This is a genomic window from Pseudomonas sp. G2-4, from assembly GCF_030064125.1.
Taxonomy (GTDB): domain Bacteria; phylum Pseudomonadota; class Gammaproteobacteria; order Pseudomonadales; family Pseudomonadaceae; genus Aquipseudomonas.
In genome coordinates this window covers 1857048-1873042 of sequence record NZ_CP125957.1, presented here as the reverse complement: position 1 = coordinate 1873042, position 15995 = coordinate 1857048, and the positions used below count along the sequence as shown (strand labels likewise).

Genomic DNA, 15995 nt, shown 5'->3' with positions numbered 1-15995 from the left:
TCGCTCCCACATTGATTTATGTTGAACACAACATAGCGTTCACTGAAGATCAACTGTGGGAGCGAGCCTGCTCGCGAAGGGGCCCGCTCAGTCACCACCGATCTGAGCCAACGCCACCGCCAACCGAACCCCACCCACCCGCTGACAGTTAAGCTGGACCCGCTCCAGCCCCAGCCAGCCGGCCATGCGCCGCAGGTTAATCGCCAAAGCCTGCACCCCCTCCTCGTCCAGCCCCGGCTCTTCCTCATGCACCGCATGCACCGCCAACCGGCCCAGGGCCCGCTCCGCCCGCAGGTCCACCCGAGCCGCAATGCGTTCATTGTGCAAAAACGGCAATACGTAATAGCCGTACACCCGTTTGTGGGCAGGGGTGTAGATCTCCAGCCGATAGCGGAAATCGAACAGCCGCTCGGTACGGCCGCGCTCCCAGACCAGCGAATCGAAGGGTGACAGCAAGGCACTGGCGGCCACTTTGCGAGGGATCTTCGCCGCAGGTCGACACCAGGCCGGTTGCTTCCAGCCTTGCACCTCACAGCGCAACAGTTCGCCGGCCTCTTCCAACTCCGCCAAGCGTCCACGGCTGTCGGCAGGATCCAGGCGAAAGTAGTCGCGCAGGTCTTTTTCGGTAGCGACGCCCAAGGCCTCGGCGGCATGCAGCAACAAGGCGCGCTGAGCCTGGGCCTCGTCGGGCAGCGTTTGTTGCAGGACCGAGGCGGGGAACACCCGTTCCGGCAAGTCGTAGAGCCGCTCGAACCCGCGACGCCCCGCCACGGTGACTTCGCCGGCGGCGAACAGCCATTCCAGCGCATGCTTTTCGGCGCTCCAGTCCCACCAGGGCCCGGCCTTCTCCTGGCGCGTGGACAAGCTGCCCGCACCGATGGCGCCCTGCTCCCGAACTGACGCCAGGACACGGCGGATGACATCCTGACGTTCATGACCGAAACGCGCCAACTGCTGATAAATACCTTCGCCACGGGAGGCACGGGCCATGCGCCAGCGCATCAGCGGATACATGGACATCGGCAGCAGCGAGGCTTCATGGCCCCAATACTCAAACAGCGTGCGACGTCGCCCTTGGCTCCAGGCCGCTTGATCGAGCAAATCGGGACTGTAGTGACCGAGACGGGAGAACAGTGGGAGGTAATGCGAGCGCACCAGTGCATTGACTGAGTCGATCTGCAGGACGCCGAGGCGTTCGATCAGGCGATTGAGGCGGGAGGGTTGCACCGAAGCTGGCGAAGACCGTCCATCGAATCCTTGGGCGGCCAACGCCAGACGCCGGGCCTGTTTGAGGGTAAAGGACACAGTCGCGGGCATGGAGATCTCCTTGTCTGCTCGCAACCTACCTCACCGATAAGGGGTTTGTGTAGGGAAGGATGGCTCATTTGTGCATTGGGTCATCCCAGAATGGTCGAACCACTTCCTGTTCCACGTCGGCACGGCTGACGCCGATGTCCTTGAGCGCCTCGTCGCTCATGCCGGCGAGCAACTCCCGTTCATGGTGCAATTCGTACCAGCGGCTAAACTTGTGCAACAGGGCGCTGACCGAGAAGCCATGGGAGAGTTTTTCTATCAGTAGATAACCTTTTTGACCTTTCATCGTGATGTCCTCCGTTGGGGATGGCTCAAGTCTCGCGCTAACGCTAAGATCAATCCAACGAATGTTTCTTATGCAATACATCTCGGAGATTGATCAATTGTCGAGTTACCCGAGCATTGATACCGAAGTGCTGCGCACCTTTGTCGCCATCGCTGACCAGGGCGGTTTCACTCGAGCCGGTGAGTTGGTCAATCGCACGCAGTCCGCCGTCAGCATGCAGATGAAGCGGCTGGAAGAGGATGTATTGCAGCGGCGCCTGTTCGAGCGTGACGGCCGCCAGGTCAAGCTCACCGCTGAAGGCCAGGTGTTGCTGGGTTACGCCCGGCGAATCCTCAAGCTGCACAGCGAAGTGTTCAATACCCTGCGCGAACCGCACATGGTCGGCACAGTGCGCATCGGCACGCCGGACGACTATGTGATGCGATTCCTGCCCGGGATCCTGCAGCGCTTCGCCCAGTTCTATCCCCTGATCGAAATTGAAGTGCACTGCGAATCATCCAAGCAGTTGCTGCAGCGCCAGGACCTGGACCTGTCCATCGTCACCCGCAAACCGGGGGACGAAATCGGCCAGTTGCTACGCAAGGAACGTTTTGTCTGGGCCGAAGCCGCGTGCTTCAACGTCCACGAAAAAACACCGTTGCCGCTGGCGATGTTCAACAGTGACTGTTTCTGCCGGCAATGGGCCTGCAATGCGCTGGATGCCATGGGCCGCGATTATCGCGTGGCGTACAACAGCTCCAGCCTGTCGGCGCTCATGGCCGTGGTGGGTGCGGGCCTGGCGATCACTGCACAACTGGAAAGCCTGCTGCCCCCGGACATGCGCGTACTGGGCAAGGCCGAGGACCTGCCGGAACTGCCCGAGGCCAGCATCATGCTGATCCGCAACCTGCACAATCCGTCGCCGATTACCGAATGCCTGGCCGAGCACATCGTCGAAGGTTTCAAACTTTAAAGGCGAGCAGCACCGCGCACAGCACCAGGAAACCGCAGAACAGCCCGCGCAGCAGCCGCTCCGGCAAGGCGTGGGCGACTTTCACCCCCCAACTGATGCTCAGCAGGCCACCGACGGCCAACGGCAGGCCGATCCCCCAGTCGACCTCCTGGTGAAATGCATAAGTGGCGAGGGTCACGCCGGTACTGGGCAAGGCCAGCGCCAGGGACAACCCTTGGGCCACCACCTGGGTGGTGCCAAACACGCTGGTCAGGAACGGCGTCGCGACAACCGCCCCGCCGACACCGAACAGCCCCCCCATGGTTCCCGCCGCCGCCCCCAGCACGCCGAGCCATGGCCAGCCATAGCGCATTTGCGCCGAAGCCGGCGCAGTGACGGCGAACATGCGGACAAGGTTGTAGACAGTCAACGCAATCAGGAACGCCACGAAACCGATCCGCATGCTGTCTGCATCGATGCCGACGGCCCAGATCGAGCCAAGCCAGGCGAAGCAAAACCCCATGGAAGCCAGTGGCAGGACATGGCGTAATTCGATGCGATTGCGCTGGTGATAGCGCCATAAAGCGAGCATCACGTTCGGCACCACCATCACCAGGGCCGTTCCTTGGGCAATCTGCTGGTCGAGGCCGAACCATACGCCCAGTACCGGAATTGCAATCAGCCCACCACCGATCCCGAACAATCCTCCCAGGGTGCCCAATACGGCACCGAACACCAGAAACATCACAAATTCGATCACAGCCGACTCCCCTCTCGCCAGGGCGCTTATCCTACGCAGTCGGCGCCAGCGAGGAAACGCAACATCTGCTCAGAACACCAGAATTATCTGGCGCATTAAAGATTCGCCCGCTAGATTTGTACGATCATTGATTTGAAGGTCTTGCCATGAGCACCCCGCGTGACACCCCCGAACCCTGCGAAGCCCTGCAGCTCGACAACCAGGTCTGCTTCGCCCTGCATTCCACGTCGCTGCTGATGACTAAAGTCTATAAGCCGTTGCTGCAAGCCTTGGGCCTGACTTACCCGCAGTACTTGGCGATGATGGTGCTGTGGGAGAAGGACGGTTTGACCGTCGGAGAAATCAGCACCCGCCTGCTCACCGACCCCGGCTCGCTGACCCCGCTGCTCAAACGGCTCGAGGTCGAAGGCCTGTTGAGCCGCACCCGCAGCCGTGAAGACGAACGGGTGGTGATTGTCGAGCTCACCGAACAGGGCCGCGCCCTGCGCGAAAAGGCCCGTGACATCCCCCAATGCATCCTCGCCGCCAGCGGCCAGACGCTGGAGCAGTTGAAGAAGCTGCAGCTTGATCTGCAGGCGTTGCGCGGGCATTTGCAAGACAGCCTCTGACTGCCCCCTGCGGGAACGCGCGTGCTCGCGATGGCGCCAGCACCTCCAAAATCACCTCTCACAGCCCCACCGCCATCGCGAGCAAGCTCCCACATTAGATTTGCGTCGAACGCAAAACTTTATAGTCACTGAAGATCCAGTGTGGGAGCGAGCTTGCTCGCGATGGCGGCAGTCCTGCCGCTTCCTGACCGCTAACTCGCCCATCTCAAAAAAAAATCCCTTCACTAAAACGCTCTAGCTCAAGGGTTACACACCCTTTCAGCGTCGAAAATCCAATTCGCCTCAAAAAATTATCTTGCGCACCAAACATTAGCGCTATACATTTCTCTCACACCTACTTAGCGCGCAAATATTTAGCGCAAAAAATCCAACCCAAAACGAGGCTCTCATCATGCAAACGCTCTACACCGCAATCGCAACCTCCACCGGCGGCCGTGACGGTCGCGCCATCTCCAGCGACAACGTCCTCGACGTCAAACTCGCCACGCCCAAGGAACTCGGCGGTGCTGGCGGTGCGGCGACCAACCCCGAGCAACTGTTCGCCGCCGGGTACTCGGCCTGCTTCATCGGCGCGCTGAAATTCGTTGCCAGCCAAAGCAAACGCAAAATCCCGGATGACGCCTCGATCACTGCCCATGTCGGCATCGGCCAGATCCCTGGCGGTTTCGGCTTGGACATTGACCTGCACATCAGCCTGCCGGGCCTGGACCAGGCCGATGCGCAGAGCCTCGTGGAAGCTGCTCACCAAGTCTGCCCGTACTCCAACGCCACCCGCGGCAACGTTGATGTGCGCCTGCACGTGACCGTCTGACCACCGACCCTGGACCCGAACCTAAGGAGACACACATGAACACACTCAGCAAAGCCCTGACCGGTACCCTTCTCGCCCTCAGCGTCAGCAGCGCCTTCGCCGACAACATCGTGGAACACAACACCCAAGCGTTTCTCGATGTACTGAACGCCGGCACCGGCAAGCCCCTGGAGCAGCTGTCACCCAAGGACGCCCGTGCCGTACTGGTCGGCGCCCAGGCAGGTGTGAAACTGACCCTGCCCAAGGCCGACGTCAGCGAGAAAACCATCCAGGTCGATGGCCAATCGATCAGCCTGACCATCGTCCGCCCGGCCGGGGTCAAGGGTGAGCTGCCCGCCTTCATGTTCTTCCACGGCGGTGGCTGGGTCTTGGGGGACTTCCCGACCCACGAACGACTGGTTCGGGATCTGGTGGCCGGATCAGGCGCTGTGGCGGTGTTCGTCAACTACACGCCTTCCCCCGAGGCGCATTACCCAGTGGCAATCAACCAGGCTTACGCCGCCACGAAATGGGTGGCCGAACACGGCAAGCAAATCAATGTCGATGGCAAGCGCCTGGCCGTGGCAGGCAATAGCGTTGGCGGCAACATGGCGGCCGTCGTGGCGCTGATGGCCAAGGACAAAGGCACCCCGGCGATCCGCTTCCAGGCACTGTTGTGGCCAGTGACCGATGCCAGTTTCGAGACAGCGTCCTATAACCAGTTCGCCGAAGGACACTTCCTCAGCAAAAACATGATGAAGTGGTTCTGGGACAACTACACCACCGATGCCGGCCAGCGCAGCGAGATCTATGCCTCACCGTTGCGGGCCACCACCGCACAACTCAAGGGCCTGCCCCCCGCGTTGGTACAGACCGCCGAGGCCGATGTGTTGCGCGATGAGGGCGAAGCTTATGCGCGCAAACTGGACGCGGCCGGCGTGCCCGTCACGGCCGTGCGCTACAACGGCATGATCCACGACTATGGTTTGCTCAACGTCGTGAGCCAGGTGCCGGCGGTGCGTTCGGCGATGTTGCAGGCGTCCGAAGAGCTCAAGCAGCATCTGAAGTGACGGTACTCCGGAGCCTTTGTGGCGAGGGAGCTTGCTCCCGCTCGACTGCGCAGCAGTCGTAAACGGGTAAATGCGGTTTGACTGAAAGGTCGCGTTGCCCGGATTGGGGCTGCTGCGCAGCCCAGCGGGAGCAAGCTCCCTCGCCACAGGGGATTGGTGTGAGTTTTGGAATAAAAAAGCCCGACTCAATGGTCGGGCTTTTTCATACACAAGGCTTCGCTTATTTAGCGCGGCCTTTGTAGGAACCGCCTTCGCGGGTATCGATCTCGATCATGTCGCCGATTTCGATGAAGTCAGCGACCGACAGCTCGGTACCGTTCTTCAGTTTGGCAGGCTTCATCACCTTGCCGGAAGTGTCGCCGCGAGCGGAACCTTCGGTGTAGTCAACCTGACGCACGATGGTGGTCGGCAGCTCTACCGAAACCAGGCGCTCTTCGAAGAACACGGCTTCGCAGACGTCGGTCATGCCTTCTTCGATGAACGGCAGAACGCTTTCGATGTCTTCGGCGTTCAGCTCGTACATGGTGTAGTCAGTGGTGTCCATGAACGTGTAGGTGTCGCCGCTGATGAAGGACAGGGTCGCTTCTTTGCGGTCGAGGATCACGTCGTCCAGCTTGTCATCGGCGCTGTAGACGATCTCGGTCTTGTAACCGGTCAGCAGGTTCTTCAGCTTGGTCTTCATGATCGCGCTGTTACGACCCGACTTGGTGAACTCAGCTTTCTGAACCAGCCAAGGATCGTTTTCGAGACGGATCACGGTCCCGGGTTTCAGTTCTTTACCAGTTTTCATTGCGAATATCCGAATTTGGATGGGATTTACAAAAATCTAGGCCGCGTATCATAGCCAATTTCCATAAAACTTCACCAGCGCTGCGGCAAGATCAGGTCGCGAGGCCTGTTCCAGACACCACGCCTGGGCGTGTTCGGCCAGTTCCTTTGGCTGTTGGCAGGTCGCTTTCCAGTGGTCGGTCATGTCCTGGCCGTCATTCCAGGCTCGCCAGAGACCGCTGATCGCTTTTTCCGTCGCCGGCGAAAGCCCTTGGGTGTAGAGCCTGAGAAATGCCTCGAGTTTTTCCAGATGGACGTCTTCTTCCTGCTGGTAGATGTGCCAAAGGAGCGGTCGCCCGGCCCACTGGGCACGTACGAAAGAGTCTTCGCCCCGCACGGCATTGAGATCACAGCACCATAACAGCTGATCGTACTGGTCCTGCCGGATGAACGGCAGCACCTGCACGGTCAACGCGCCGCGTCGATGGAGCGCACCGGCCTTCAGACCGTCGACCCCGAGCCAACGCTCGACATCCCCCAGCACCCGTCCTTCGGGGACCAGTACATGAAACGCCTGGGCATCGGTGGCCATTGCGTCAAACCAGCTCGCCAGCCCGGCGTTTTCGTAGGCAAACAGCGAGATCAGGCGTGCGTCTGGCGCCCGATCGACGCCCAATCCCTGCAGGAAAATTCGTTGCGCCTCGACATCCTGTTGAAATTGCCGACGCCGCTCCAGCAGACCGGCCTCGCGCAGCAGGCCACCTGTCCCCTCCTGGAACCCCGGGAAAAAGAAATATTTCTGTACGTGCTTATATTTGACCGACGGCAAGCCATGGCACCCGACCACCCAATCCTCGGCGCTCAGGTAATCGAGGTTCATCCACAAGGGCGTGGCCTGGCGCGCGGCCATTGCATCCATATAGGCGCTCGGCAATTGGCAGGCAAACGCAGCGATCACGACATCAGCCGCTTCGGTAGGCAGCCACTCCTGGGGCCAGTGGCGCACTTGCACGCCCTGCTGCCATTGCTCGCAAAGGGCGACGTCGATTTCTGGACACAGCCGTTCGAAGGCACGCAAGTCATCGACCCACAGCCGCACCGTGCATTGATGCTCGGCCACCAATTGCCGAGCCAGGCGCCAAGTAACGCCAATGTCGCCAAAGTTATCGACGACGGTGCAAAAAATATCCCAGCGCACGGTCATTCTCGACTCCCTGTGGCAAAGGCCCGATTGTCCCGAATAAAGCGATGATGCAGAAGAGCCGACGGCGATTAATCTTCATGCGACAATCACCACTCCCATGCCCCTGCCAGGAAGCAGCCATGCCCGATCACTCGACACCCTCGCGCCTTACGGCCTTGCAATTGACCGTCAGCATTGCCCTGGGCCTGTGGCTGGGATTCCTCGCCATCGTGTTGACGGGCTGGCTGCTGTCCAGATTCCTGTTCAACGAACAATTGGCCCCGGTCGCCGCTGCTGTCCATCAACTGGCGCAACCGCCGGCAGTGCAACCGCCCCCGGAACCGCCGACGCCGATGTTCGAGCAGTATCAGCAAAACCTGCAAAGGAACGAGCAGCGCCAGGCCCTCGACCAGGCCCGGAGCAATCCGCGCAACCAGTCCAACCCCAAGTGCCAGTTCTGGTTGCAACAGGACCAGAACGCGCCCAGTGAAAAAAGCCGCGCCAACGTTTTGCAATTCTGCGACTGATCATGAACAAACAGACCGTCCACCAGTTGATTCTCGACAAGCTCAAGATTGATCTCGACATTGCCGAGCGCGCCGCGCAGACCGCCTACGAAACCGCGACCCACGAAGAAAACATCGCCGAGAACAAATACGACACCCTGGGGCTTGAAGCCTCCTACCTCGCTGCCGGGCAAGCCAGGCGCGTGGAGGAAATCCGCCAGGCCCTCGCCCTCTGCCAGAACCTGACGCCAAGGCCATACGACGAACAGCGCGGCATTCAGGTAGGCACGTTGATTGGCTTGGAAGATGAAGACGGTCGCCAGCAATGGCTATTCCTGGGACCGGATGCGGCGGGGTTGAAGGTCTCGCTGGTGGGGCAGCCGATCACGGTCATCACCCCTCGCTCGCCACTGGGCCGAAGCCTGCTGGGCAAATTCGAGGGGGATGAAGTGGAGATCGTCGTGGCGGGCGCTCGGCAACAGTTCGCTGTCACCGAGGCGATCTAACGGTTGGGGCTTAATGCACCGGCAGTTCGACACCGTCGAACAGCTCTTCGAGTTCCTGCTTGTTGTGGCATTGGATGGCCTTGGCCATGACTTCCCGGGTCAGGTGCGGCGCGAACTTCTCAATGAAGTCGCACATGAACCCCCGCAGGAAGGTGCCACGGCGGAAGCCGATCTTGGTCACGCTGGACTCGAACAACTCGCTGGCATCCAGCACCACCAGATCACCGTCGAGCTTGGTATCGACGGCCATCTTCGCCACGATGCCCACGCCCAGGCCGAGTCGAACATAGGTCTTGATCACGTCGGCGTCGGCGGCGGTAAACACCACTTTCGGGGTCAGGCCGCGATGGCTGAAGGCTTCGTCGAGTTTCGAACGGCCAGTGAAACCGAACACGTATGTCACGATCGGGTATTCGGCCAGGGCTTCGAGGGTCAGCTTTGGCAGCTTGGTCAACGGGTGGCCCTGGGGCACGACCACACAGCGGTTCCAGCGATAGCACGGCATCATCACCAGATCACCGAACAACTCCAGGGCCTCGGTGGCAATGGCGAAGTCCACGGTGCCGTCGGCCGCCATTTCGGCGATCTGCATCGGCGAACCCTGGTGCATGTGCAGCGCCACGTCCGGGTATTGCTTGATGAAGCTGCTGATCACCGGAGGCAACGCGTAACGGGCTTGGGTGTGGGTCGTGGCAATCGACAGGGTGCCTTTTTTCTCGTTGGAGAACTCCTGGGCGATCTGCTTGATGCTTTCGACCTTGCGCAGGATCTCGCCAGCCGTGGTGATGATGCGCTCACCGGCCGGGGTCACGCGGGTCAGGTGCTTGCCGCTGCGGGCGAAGACTTCGACGCCCAATTCGTCTTCCAGCAGGCGGATCTGCTTACTGATGCCAGGCTGTGAGGTGTAGAGGCTTTGGGCAGTAGCGGAAACGTTGAGGTCGTGGTGCGCCACTTCCCAGATGTAGCGCAGTTGTTGAAGCTTCATATGTATCCCTCAAAGCAGTTGGACGCCACGGGCATCAGCGACGGTATATAACTATATGAATGGTTAGCCTGATAAATCTAGAACTTTTTATGAAAAGCCATTATTTAGCCTCAAGCCTCTCCCTGCCGTCGGCGCTGAACCAACGGCACCAGGTAGACCGGCACCCGGGATAACTGCAATACCCGTGCGGCGGTCCTTCCCAAGGGGGTTTCACCGCTTGCCCCCTGGCAATGACTCCCTACGATCAGCAAATCGACGGAGAGTTTCGCAGCCTGTTCGAGAATGACCTGGGCCGGATCGCCCTGGTATACCCTTACCGACTTGATCAGCTTCAAGTCCTGCTGCCCCTCCCCCAACTCCTCTCGAAAACTGTCGAGCACCCGCTGTTCGATACTGGCCATCACCGTATTCAGACCCTGGCGATGAAATTCGTTCAGCGCCTGCTCGTCGAGATAGCTTTGCAACACCGACTCGGCGAACAGCCCCATCGGTTCAACCGCATGCACCACATACAACTCGGCTTCGAACGTCCGTGCCAGCGCCAAGGCATGCTGCATCACATAGGGGGCATACAGTCCCAAGTCTGTGGCGTACAGCATCGAACGAATCATGTGACCTCCTCGTGTGCCAAGATGGCGGAGATTGATTCAGCTTAGCAGTGCCTTGAAGAGCGCGACGTGCGGCGTAACGCCCTGAACAAAGGGCAGTTAGAGCTTCACCTCGTTACTGATGCCGTGGGGCACGTGCCCGGTGGCGACGACCTCGCGGGCCAGTTCGCAGTGGCCGGTCTGATCGTCGAAAAACACGTCGGCGGCGAAGGCCTCGAGGAACGCCGATTTGGTCAGGCCGCCCAGAAACAACGACTCGTCCAGACGAATGTCCCACTCGCGCAGCGTGCGGATGACCCGTTCGTGAGCCGGCGCCGAGCGGGCGGTGACCAGCGCCGTGCGGATCGGGCAGGCATCCTCGGGAAACTCGCGTTGCAGCGCATTGAGCGCCGCCAGGAAGCCCTTGAACGGCCCACCTCGCAGCGGCTCGCGGGCGGATTGGCGCTCACTGGCCTGGAACGCCTCCAGACCACCGGCCTGATAGATGCGCTCCGACTCATCGGAAAACAGCACCGCATCGCCGTCGAAGGCAATGCGCAGTTCCTCGCTGGCCGCGCGGTTGGCGCCACCCGACAGAATGGTCGCCGCGGCAAATCCGGCGTCCAGGGCGCTGCGCACGTCTTCGGCATGAGTGGACAAAAACAGATCACAACCGAACGCCTTGAGGTAAGGGTAAGGACTGCGTCCGCCAGCAAACGCTGCACGGGAGATCGCCAGGCCATAATGGTGAATCGAGTTGAACACCCGCAGGCCGGTGTCGGCGCTGTTACGCGAGACGAGGATCACCTCGACCCGGGCACGCCCCAGATGTTCGTTGAGGCTCAGCAGTTTTTGCACGAGGGCGAAGGCGTCCCCAGGCTCAAGGACCTCGTCTTCATGCTCGATCTGGTATTGCCGATAGGCCTCGACGCCGCTCGACAGGTACACCTTGTGACTTTCACTCAAGTCGAACAACGCTCGCGACGAAATCGCCAGCACCAGTTTGTCGTCGATGTTGTTTGCCATGTCACTCCCCCTTTTGCCCGATCAGCGGTTGCGTCGGTCCATAAACGCCAACGCCTGATACAAGGCTTCGATTTTCGGCAGCTCACACCCCGCCAGTTTTGCCGCCGCCAATGGCCGGTGGTAGATCGCCTCCAGCTCCAGTGCCCGCTTGTGGGAATAGTCGTGGTACATGCTCGGCCAGTAGTCGGGCATCTTTTCAGTCATCGCGAACAGGTATTCGGCATAGCCCGGCGCGATGTGGTGGCCGCAGGCCTGGGCGCCGCGCACCACTTCCCCCATCAACGCCTGGATCAATCCGCGGCTGTGCCCGTCGGCCATCAACGGCGTGGTACTGGCCCCCAGCAAAACCGAAAGGCCGTTGTACGGCACGTTCCACACCAGTTTCTGCCAACGGGCCTGTTGCAGGTCGGGCATGGCCTGGGATTCAAGACCGGCAGCACGGAACAATTGCGCCCCGGCCTCGACAATCGCCATGCGCTCAGCCTGATCGTGGCAAGGACCACTGTGATAGCCGAGGTTGACTGAACCGAGGGCCTGGTGAGCGACGACGCCGGGACTGGCACGATGCACGCAGATCAGGCACAGGCCGCCCAACAAATGCAGCGAATCAGGCAGCAATGGCCGAAGATCGTCTTCGACATCCAGGCCATTCTGCAGCAACAGGACTTTTGCACCGTCAGCTGCCGCCTGAGTGATGGACGGGGCGAGATCGGCATTGCTGGTGGTCTTGGCGCCGACCAACAGCCAGTCGCAGGGCGGCATGTCGGCCGCTGAGCGATAGGCCTGCACCGGTTTGAGGGTCAGCGGGCCATGAACCGCGCTGTCGACCCGCAAGCCACCTTCGGCCACGGCGCCAAATTCGCTGCGCAATAAGAAGTGCACGTCAAAACCGGCGCGTGCCAGCATCACGCCGTAGAACCCCCCAATCGCCCCGGTGCCGATCATCCCGATCCGCGGTTTAACGCCTGCCTGCATCTTTGCAACTCCCCTGGTAAACGGTCCCTGCACACTATCGGCGTGAGCGGTAAGGCATGCAATCTTCATTACATCCGCTCATGAATCTGTTGCTGACCCGGCATTCAGGGCTTTTCCCCAGCCGATAGGGCATTAAACCGGTGCCAGCCCATTGTCGAGCAGCCTCGTAACGCGATAAGGTTCGGCTCCCCGACGCGCTTAAAATCCGCTGTGCACCGCCGCGCGGGGATCGCTGGCGGCCGGCACCCGTGACCTGACGAGTAACACGATGGCTGATTTACCGATCAATGACCTAAACGTCGCCTCCAACGAGACCCTCATCACGCCTGACCAGCTCAAGCGCGATATTCCCCTGAGCGACGCTGCCCTGCGCACCGTGACCAAGGGCCGGGAAGTCATCCGCAACATTCTCGACGGCACCGACCATCGCCTGTTCGTGGTCATCGGGCCCTGCTCGATCCATGACATCAAGGCCGCCCACGAGTATGCCGAGCGCCTGAAGGTGCTGGCGGCGGAAGTTTCGGACACCTTGTACCTGGTCATGCGGGTGTATTTCGAGAAGCCCCGGACCACGGTCGGCTGGAAAGGCCTGATCAACGATCCGTACCTGGACGACTCCTTCAAGATCCAGGATGGCTTGCACATCGGTCGTCAATTGCTGCTGGACCTGGCCGAAATGGGCCTGCCGACCGCCACCGAAGCCCTGGACCCGATCTCCCCGCAATACTTGCAGGACCTGATCAGCTGGTCGGCCATCGGCGCGCGCACCACCGAATCCCAGACCCACCGCGAGATGGCTTCCGGCTTGTCCTCGGCCGTCGGTTTCAAGAACGGCACCGATGGCGGCCTCACTGTGGCGATCAATGCCTTGCAGTCGGTTTCCAGCCCTCACCGCTTCCTGGGCATCAACCAGGAAGGTGGCGTGTCGATCGTCACCACCAAGGGCAACGCCTACGGTCACGTAGTGCTGCGCGGTGGCAACGGCAAGCCAAACTACGACTCGGTGAGCGTCGCCCTGTGTGAACAGGCGCTCAACAAGGCGAAGATCAAGCCGAACATCATGGTCGACTGCAGCCACGCCAACTCCAACAAGGATCCGGCGCTGCAACCCCTGGTCATGGAGAACGTGGCCAACCAGATCCTGGAAGGCAACCAGTCGATTATCGGCCTGATGGTCGAAAGTCATCTGAACTGGGGCTGCCAGGCGATCCCCAAAGACCTCGCCGACTTGCAGTACGGCGTCTCCATCACCGATGCCTGCATCGACTGGAGCGCGACCGAGAACACCCTGCGCAGCATGCACGCCAAACTCAAGGATGTGCTGCCAAAGCGCCAGCGCAGCTGATCGGCCTGCTTCAACACATAAAAAGCAACGCATAAAAAAACGCCGGGCTTTTCAGCCCGGCGTTTTTTATGGAATCCGTTGTCTCAGAGCTTCGCCGCGTGCCGCTGGTGACGCTCCATGTAGCGCTCCACGTAGGAGCAGGATGGGATCACCGTGTAGCCCATTTCTTCGGCGTACTGCAACGCCCTTTCGGTCAACGCCGCCGCAATACCCCGGCCGCGCAAAGCGTTGGGGACGAAGGTGCGATAGATATCCAGGGTCTGTTTACCCAGGTCCATATAGGTCAGATAGGCACGATGACCGTCCACATTGGTCTCGAACTGATGACCAGCCTGGTCATGGTGGATGGACAACGCCTCGCTCATCACTACTCCTCGCGGGTCTGAATGCTGACCCCTACCTTACCGATGTTTTTCCGGCGAAGGAACATCTACGCCACCCCGTGCCTGTCTGGTCACCGGGGGCAAAAACCCAACCGCTCAAACCCGAGCACGTCGTGAATAGTAGGCACCAATGACGCAAATGCTCAAGGCACGCCCGTCATTGAAGGGGAAAAGCCTGTCGGGTTTATCGATTGAGCGCCACGGTCGCGCGCTAGTCGGCCAAGGCGCAATAGCTGAACATCGCCAGTTGTTGAGTCTTGAGACGAGCGCGCGTTATTAAAGTCACCGCAACAACCAATAAAGATGCCGGAGGTGTTGAGCAAAATTTGTACAAAAGTGTAGGTGAATCAATAAACAACGACGTTAGCGCTGGCCGGAAGTGTTCTCCTGCGAGCGGAACTTTTCTTCGCCGGCGCGCTCCAGTCATGGGCTCAAGGCTGTATATTTTTTAAACAACGCTCGGAAAAGTTGCTCGAAAAAGAATCACCGCCTACAATTTTTTTGCTTCTTGCGCTACGTCAGTTTACTTACTACAAGTAATGGGTAGTATGTACGCCGGCTAACTCCTCAGTCTGAGGAGACAGTCACTAATAGAAAGTCCTTGAAGGGGAACACGATGAACAACGTTCTGAAATTCTCTGCTTTGGCCCTGGCCGCAGTTCTGGCTACCGGTTGCAGCAGCGCATCTAAAGAAACCGAAGCACGCCTGACTGCTACCGAAGACGCAGCAGCTCGCTCCCAGGCTCGTGCAGACGAAGCTTACCGTAAAGCTGATGAAGCTCTGGCTGCTGCTCAAAAAGCACAACAGACTGCTGACGAAGCTAACGAGCGTGCTCTGCGCATGCTGGACAAAGCTAGCCGCAAGTAATAGTCCTTCGGGATTGTTATCGAGCCGACCCATTTTTGGGTCGGCTTTTTTTTTGCCCGGGATTTTCCCAGGCGATAAAAAACCCGCCGACGTCGCGAAACATCGGCGGGTTCTAGTGGATCTTTATTGCTGAAGGTCGATCGGCGCGCTCGATACCATCGGTGCCGAAGTACTCGGAACGGCGATCTCGACCGGCAGCCCGTCTTCGGCAGCCACCACATCACGCACCACATCCCAGTCCATGCGCTGGTTGCTGGTAATGTCTTCACGCTTGAGCATCGCGTTGATCACCGCAGTATGCTTGTCCACCACCGACGGGTTGCCCTTGTCGTCCACCGGTGTATGGGCTTCCAGGTAAACCTTGCCGCCGCTCAAACCCAGCTTGTACGGGTCGTTGATGATCCGCACCGAGGTGCCCACCGGCACCATGCCGGCCATTTCCAGGACGTTGTTATTGAACATCCGGAAGCAACCATGGCTGGTGCGCATGCCGATGCCAAATTTTTTGTTCGAACCATGAATCAGGTAGCCCGGGGTGCCCAAGGTGAACTTGAACGGACCCAGCGGGTTGTCGGGACCGGCCGGCACCACATTCGGCAACGGGTCACCGTCGGCGGCATGCTCGGCCTTGATCGAGGCTGGCGGGGTCCAGGTCGGGTTCGGGGTCTTGGCGATGATGCTGGTGTGGGCGATCGGCGATCCCCAGCCTTCCCGCCCGATCCCCAGTGGGAAGGTGTAGACCACGTTGCGGCCTTTGGGGAAGTAGTAGAGACGGTATTCAGCGAGGTTGATCACGATGCCCTCGCGCGGACCCGGGGGCAGAATGAAACGGGTCGGCAGCACGATCTCGGTGCCTGCGCCCGGCAACCAGGGATCGACCCCAGGGTTGGCGGCGACCATCTCGGTGTAGCCCAGGTCGTAGGTCGTGCCCAGGTCGGCGAAAGTGTCTTCGTATTTGGCCTTGATGACCTGCACCTGGCCAATGATGTCTTCACCTGGCGGTGGCAGGGGCAACTCCAATGCCGCAACGGGGCCAGCCATACACAGGGCGGCAAGAGACAAGCAGCGGGTGACGGCAGGCAAGCGCGGCAACATCCAGGAATC

19 protein-coding genes are annotated in these 15995 nt (G+C 60.0%); 8 read left to right on the top strand and 11 right to left on the bottom strand.

The annotated features are described in order from the left end of the window. Positions 1 to 87: 87 nt before the first annotated feature. Both QNH97_RS08385 and QNH97_RS08380 read right to left on the bottom strand, forming a co-directional pair. A complete protein-coding gene (locus tag QNH97_RS08385; protein WP_283556407.1) occupies positions 88 to 1317 on the bottom strand; it encodes a winged helix-turn-helix domain-containing protein in 1230 nt (409 codons plus the stop codon). Between the two features lie 64 nt (positions 1318 to 1381). Next, a complete protein-coding gene (locus QNH97_RS08380) occupies positions 1382 to 1600 on the bottom strand; it encodes a DUF1127 domain-containing protein (protein WP_003183751.1) in 219 nt (72 codons plus the stop codon). 97 nt (positions 1601 to 1697) lie between these two features. On the opposite strand from QNH97_RS08380, the gene QNH97_RS08375 reads away from it, so the two are divergent. Then, positions 1698 to 2552, top strand: coding sequence for a LysR substrate-binding domain-containing protein (locus QNH97_RS08375; RefSeq protein WP_283557445.1), 855 nt, complete (start codon positions 1698 to 1700; stop codon positions 2550 to 2552). Here QNH97_RS08375 and QNH97_RS08370 read toward each other — a convergent pair. Next, a complete protein-coding gene (locus QNH97_RS08370) occupies positions 2542 to 3291 on the bottom strand; it encodes a sulfite exporter TauE/SafE family protein (RefSeq protein ID WP_283556406.1) in 750 nt (249 codons plus the stop codon). The two genes, QNH97_RS08375 and QNH97_RS08370, sit on opposite strands and share 11 nt — an antisense overlap. Before the next feature lie 146 nt (positions 3292 to 3437). On the opposite strand from QNH97_RS08370, the gene QNH97_RS08365 reads away from it, so the two are divergent. The 3 genes from QNH97_RS08365 (at position 3438) to QNH97_RS08355 (ending at position 5759) form a co-directional block, all read left to right on the top strand. Continuing rightward, positions 3438 to 3899: a MarR family winged helix-turn-helix transcriptional regulator gene (locus QNH97_RS08365; RefSeq protein ID WP_283556405.1), complete on the top strand. Its 462-nt coding sequence runs from the start codon at positions 3438 to 3440 to the stop codon at positions 3897 to 3899. A 391-nt stretch (positions 3900 to 4290) separates the two neighbouring features. Further along, entirely contained in the window at positions 4291 to 4710 is a 420-nt protein-coding gene (locus QNH97_RS08360; RefSeq protein ID WP_109751446.1) for an organic hydroperoxide resistance protein, read from the top strand. A gap of 35 nt (positions 4711 to 4745) precedes the next feature. Then, the gene (locus QNH97_RS08355; protein ID WP_283556404.1) at positions 4746 to 5759 is read left to right on the top strand and encodes an alpha/beta hydrolase; all 1014 of its coding nucleotides are present in this window, start codon (positions 4746 to 4748) and stop codon (positions 5757 to 5759) included. Between the two features lie 220 nt (positions 5760 to 5979). Here QNH97_RS08355 and QNH97_RS08350 read toward each other — a convergent pair whose 3' ends face one another. Both QNH97_RS08350 and earP read right to left on the bottom strand, forming a co-directional pair. Then, positions 5980 to 6549, bottom strand: coding sequence for an elongation factor P (locus QNH97_RS08350; protein ID WP_003199385.1), 570 nt, complete (start codon positions 6547 to 6549; stop codon positions 5980 to 5982). Positions 6550 to 6597: 48 nt separating this feature from the next. Beyond that, the gene (earP, locus tag QNH97_RS08345) at positions 6598 to 7731 is read right to left on the bottom strand and encodes an elongation factor P maturation arginine rhamnosyltransferase EarP (protein ID WP_283556403.1); all 1134 of its coding nucleotides are present in this window, start codon (positions 7729 to 7731) and stop codon (positions 6598 to 6600) included. A gap of 119 nt (positions 7732 to 7850) precedes the next feature. Here earP and QNH97_RS08340 point away from each other — a divergent pair, with 119 nt between their 5' ends. Together QNH97_RS08340 and QNH97_RS08335 are read left to right on the top strand one after the other, a co-directional pair. Further along, positions 7851 to 8237 carry a hypothetical protein gene (locus QNH97_RS08340; protein WP_265035624.1) on the top strand — a complete coding sequence of 129 codons (387 nt, stop codon included), beginning with the start codon at positions 7851 to 7853 and terminating at the stop codon, positions 8235 to 8237. A 2-nt stretch (positions 8238 to 8239) separates the two neighbouring features. Beyond that, positions 8240 to 8722: a GreA/GreB family elongation factor gene (locus QNH97_RS08335; protein WP_283556402.1), complete on the top strand. Its 483-nt coding sequence runs from the start codon at positions 8240 to 8242 to the stop codon at positions 8720 to 8722. A gap of 10 nt (positions 8723 to 8732) precedes the next feature. Here the strand turns inward: QNH97_RS08335 and cysB are convergent, their stop codons facing one another. The 4 genes from cysB to QNH97_RS08315 form a co-directional block, all read right to left on the bottom strand. Continuing rightward, positions 8733 to 9707 carry an HTH-type transcriptional regulator CysB gene (cysB, locus tag QNH97_RS08330; RefSeq protein WP_283556401.1) on the bottom strand — a complete coding sequence of 325 codons (975 nt, stop codon included), beginning with the start codon at positions 9705 to 9707 and terminating at the stop codon, positions 8733 to 8735. A gap of 110 nt (positions 9708 to 9817) precedes the next feature. Then, positions 9818 to 10318: a universal stress protein gene (locus tag QNH97_RS08325; RefSeq protein WP_283556400.1), complete on the bottom strand. Its 501-nt coding sequence runs from the start codon at positions 10316 to 10318 to the stop codon at positions 9818 to 9820. Positions 10319 to 10414: 96 nt separating this feature from the next. Further along, complete coding sequence (locus QNH97_RS08320) at positions 10415 to 11320, bottom strand: 5'-nucleotidase (RefSeq protein WP_283556399.1); 906 nt, start codon at positions 11318 to 11320, stop codon at positions 10415 to 10417. A gap of 21 nt (positions 11321 to 11341) precedes the next feature. Next, positions 11342 to 12295, bottom strand: coding sequence for a putative 2-dehydropantoate 2-reductase (locus tag QNH97_RS08315; protein WP_283556398.1), 954 nt, complete (start codon positions 12293 to 12295; stop codon positions 11342 to 11344). 268 nt (positions 12296 to 12563) lie between these two features. On the opposite strand from QNH97_RS08315, the gene QNH97_RS08310 reads away from it, so the two are divergent. Continuing rightward, entirely contained in the window at positions 12564 to 13640 is a 1077-nt protein-coding gene (locus QNH97_RS08310) for a 3-deoxy-7-phosphoheptulonate synthase (RefSeq protein WP_003183777.1), read from the top strand. Positions 13641 to 13723: 83 nt separating this feature from the next. On the opposite strand, the gene QNH97_RS08305 is transcribed toward QNH97_RS08310, so the two are convergent. Beyond that, positions 13724 to 14005, bottom strand: coding sequence for a GNAT family N-acetyltransferase (locus QNH97_RS08305; RefSeq protein ID WP_003183779.1), 282 nt, complete (start codon positions 14003 to 14005; stop codon positions 13724 to 13726). 634 nt (positions 14006 to 14639) lie between these two features. Between QNH97_RS08305 and oprI the strand changes: the two genes are divergently transcribed. Then, positions 14640 to 14891, top strand: a complete 252-nt coding sequence (gene oprI, locus QNH97_RS08300; RefSeq protein WP_003199355.1) for an outer membrane lipoprotei OprI — start codon at positions 14640 to 14642, stop codon at positions 14889 to 14891. A 123-nt stretch (positions 14892 to 15014) separates the two neighbouring features. Here the strand turns inward: oprI and QNH97_RS08295 are convergent, their stop codons facing one another. Then, complete coding sequence (locus QNH97_RS08295; RefSeq protein ID WP_283556397.1) at positions 15015 to 15986, bottom strand: L,D-transpeptidase family protein; 972 nt, start codon at positions 15984 to 15986, stop codon at positions 15015 to 15017. Positions 15987 to 15995 lie beyond the last annotated feature (9 nt).

What these genes read in the sequence shown, in the direction of transcription:
- QNH97_RS08385 (WP_283556407.1), bottom strand. Translation starts at nt 1,317, where the DNA reads ATGCCCGCGACTGTGTCCTTTACCCTCAAACAGGCCCGGCGTCTGGCG.
- QNH97_RS08380 (WP_003183751.1), bottom strand. Translation starts at nt 1,600, where the DNA reads ATGAAAGGTCAAAAAGGTTATCTACTGATAGAAAAACTCTCCCATGGC.
- QNH97_RS08365 (WP_283556405.1), top strand. Translation starts at nt 3,438, where the DNA reads ATGAGCACCCCGCGTGACACCCCCGAACCCTGCGAAGCCCTGCAGCTC.
- QNH97_RS08360 (WP_109751446.1), top strand. Translation starts at nt 4,291, where the DNA reads ATGCAAACGCTCTACACCGCAATCGCAACCTCCACCGGCGGCCGTGAC.
- QNH97_RS08355 (WP_283556404.1), top strand. Translation starts at nt 4,746, where the DNA reads ATGAACACACTCAGCAAAGCCCTGACCGGTACCCTTCTCGCCCTCAGC.
- QNH97_RS08350 (WP_003199385.1), bottom strand. Translation starts at nt 6,549, where the DNA reads ATGAAAACTGGTAAAGAACTGAAACCCGGGACCGTGATCCGTCTCGAA.
- earP (WP_283556403.1), bottom strand. Translation starts at nt 7,731, where the DNA reads ATGACCGTGCGCTGGGATATTTTTTGCACCGTCGTCGATAACTTTGGC.
- QNH97_RS08340 (WP_265035624.1), top strand. Translation starts at nt 7,851, where the DNA reads ATGCCCGATCACTCGACACCCTCGCGCCTTACGGCCTTGCAATTGACC.
- QNH97_RS08335 (WP_283556402.1), top strand. Translation starts at nt 8,240, where the DNA reads ATGAACAAACAGACCGTCCACCAGTTGATTCTCGACAAGCTCAAGATT.
- cysB (WP_283556401.1), bottom strand. Translation starts at nt 9,707, where the DNA reads ATGAAGCTTCAACAACTGCGCTACATCTGGGAAGTGGCGCACCACGAC.
- QNH97_RS08325 (WP_283556400.1), bottom strand. Translation starts at nt 10,318, where the DNA reads ATGATTCGTTCGATGCTGTACGCCACAGACTTGGGACTGTATGCCCCC.
- QNH97_RS08320 (WP_283556399.1), bottom strand. Translation starts at nt 11,320, where the DNA reads ATGGCAAACAACATCGACGACAAACTGGTGCTGGCGATTTCGTCGCGA.
- QNH97_RS08315 (WP_283556398.1), bottom strand. Translation starts at nt 12,295, where the DNA reads ATGCAGGCAGGCGTTAAACCGCGGATCGGGATGATCGGCACCGGGGCG.
- QNH97_RS08310 (WP_003183777.1), top strand. Translation starts at nt 12,564, where the DNA reads ATGGCTGATTTACCGATCAATGACCTAAACGTCGCCTCCAACGAGACC.
- QNH97_RS08305 (WP_003183779.1), bottom strand. Translation starts at nt 14,005, where the DNA reads ATGAGCGAGGCGTTGTCCATCCACCATGACCAGGCTGGTCATCAGTTC.
- oprI (WP_003199355.1), top strand. Translation starts at nt 14,640, where the DNA reads ATGAACAACGTTCTGAAATTCTCTGCTTTGGCCCTGGCCGCAGTTCTG.
- QNH97_RS08295 (WP_283556397.1), bottom strand. Translation starts at nt 15,986, where the DNA reads ATGTTGCCGCGCTTGCCTGCCGTCACCCGCTGCTTGTCTCTTGCCGCC.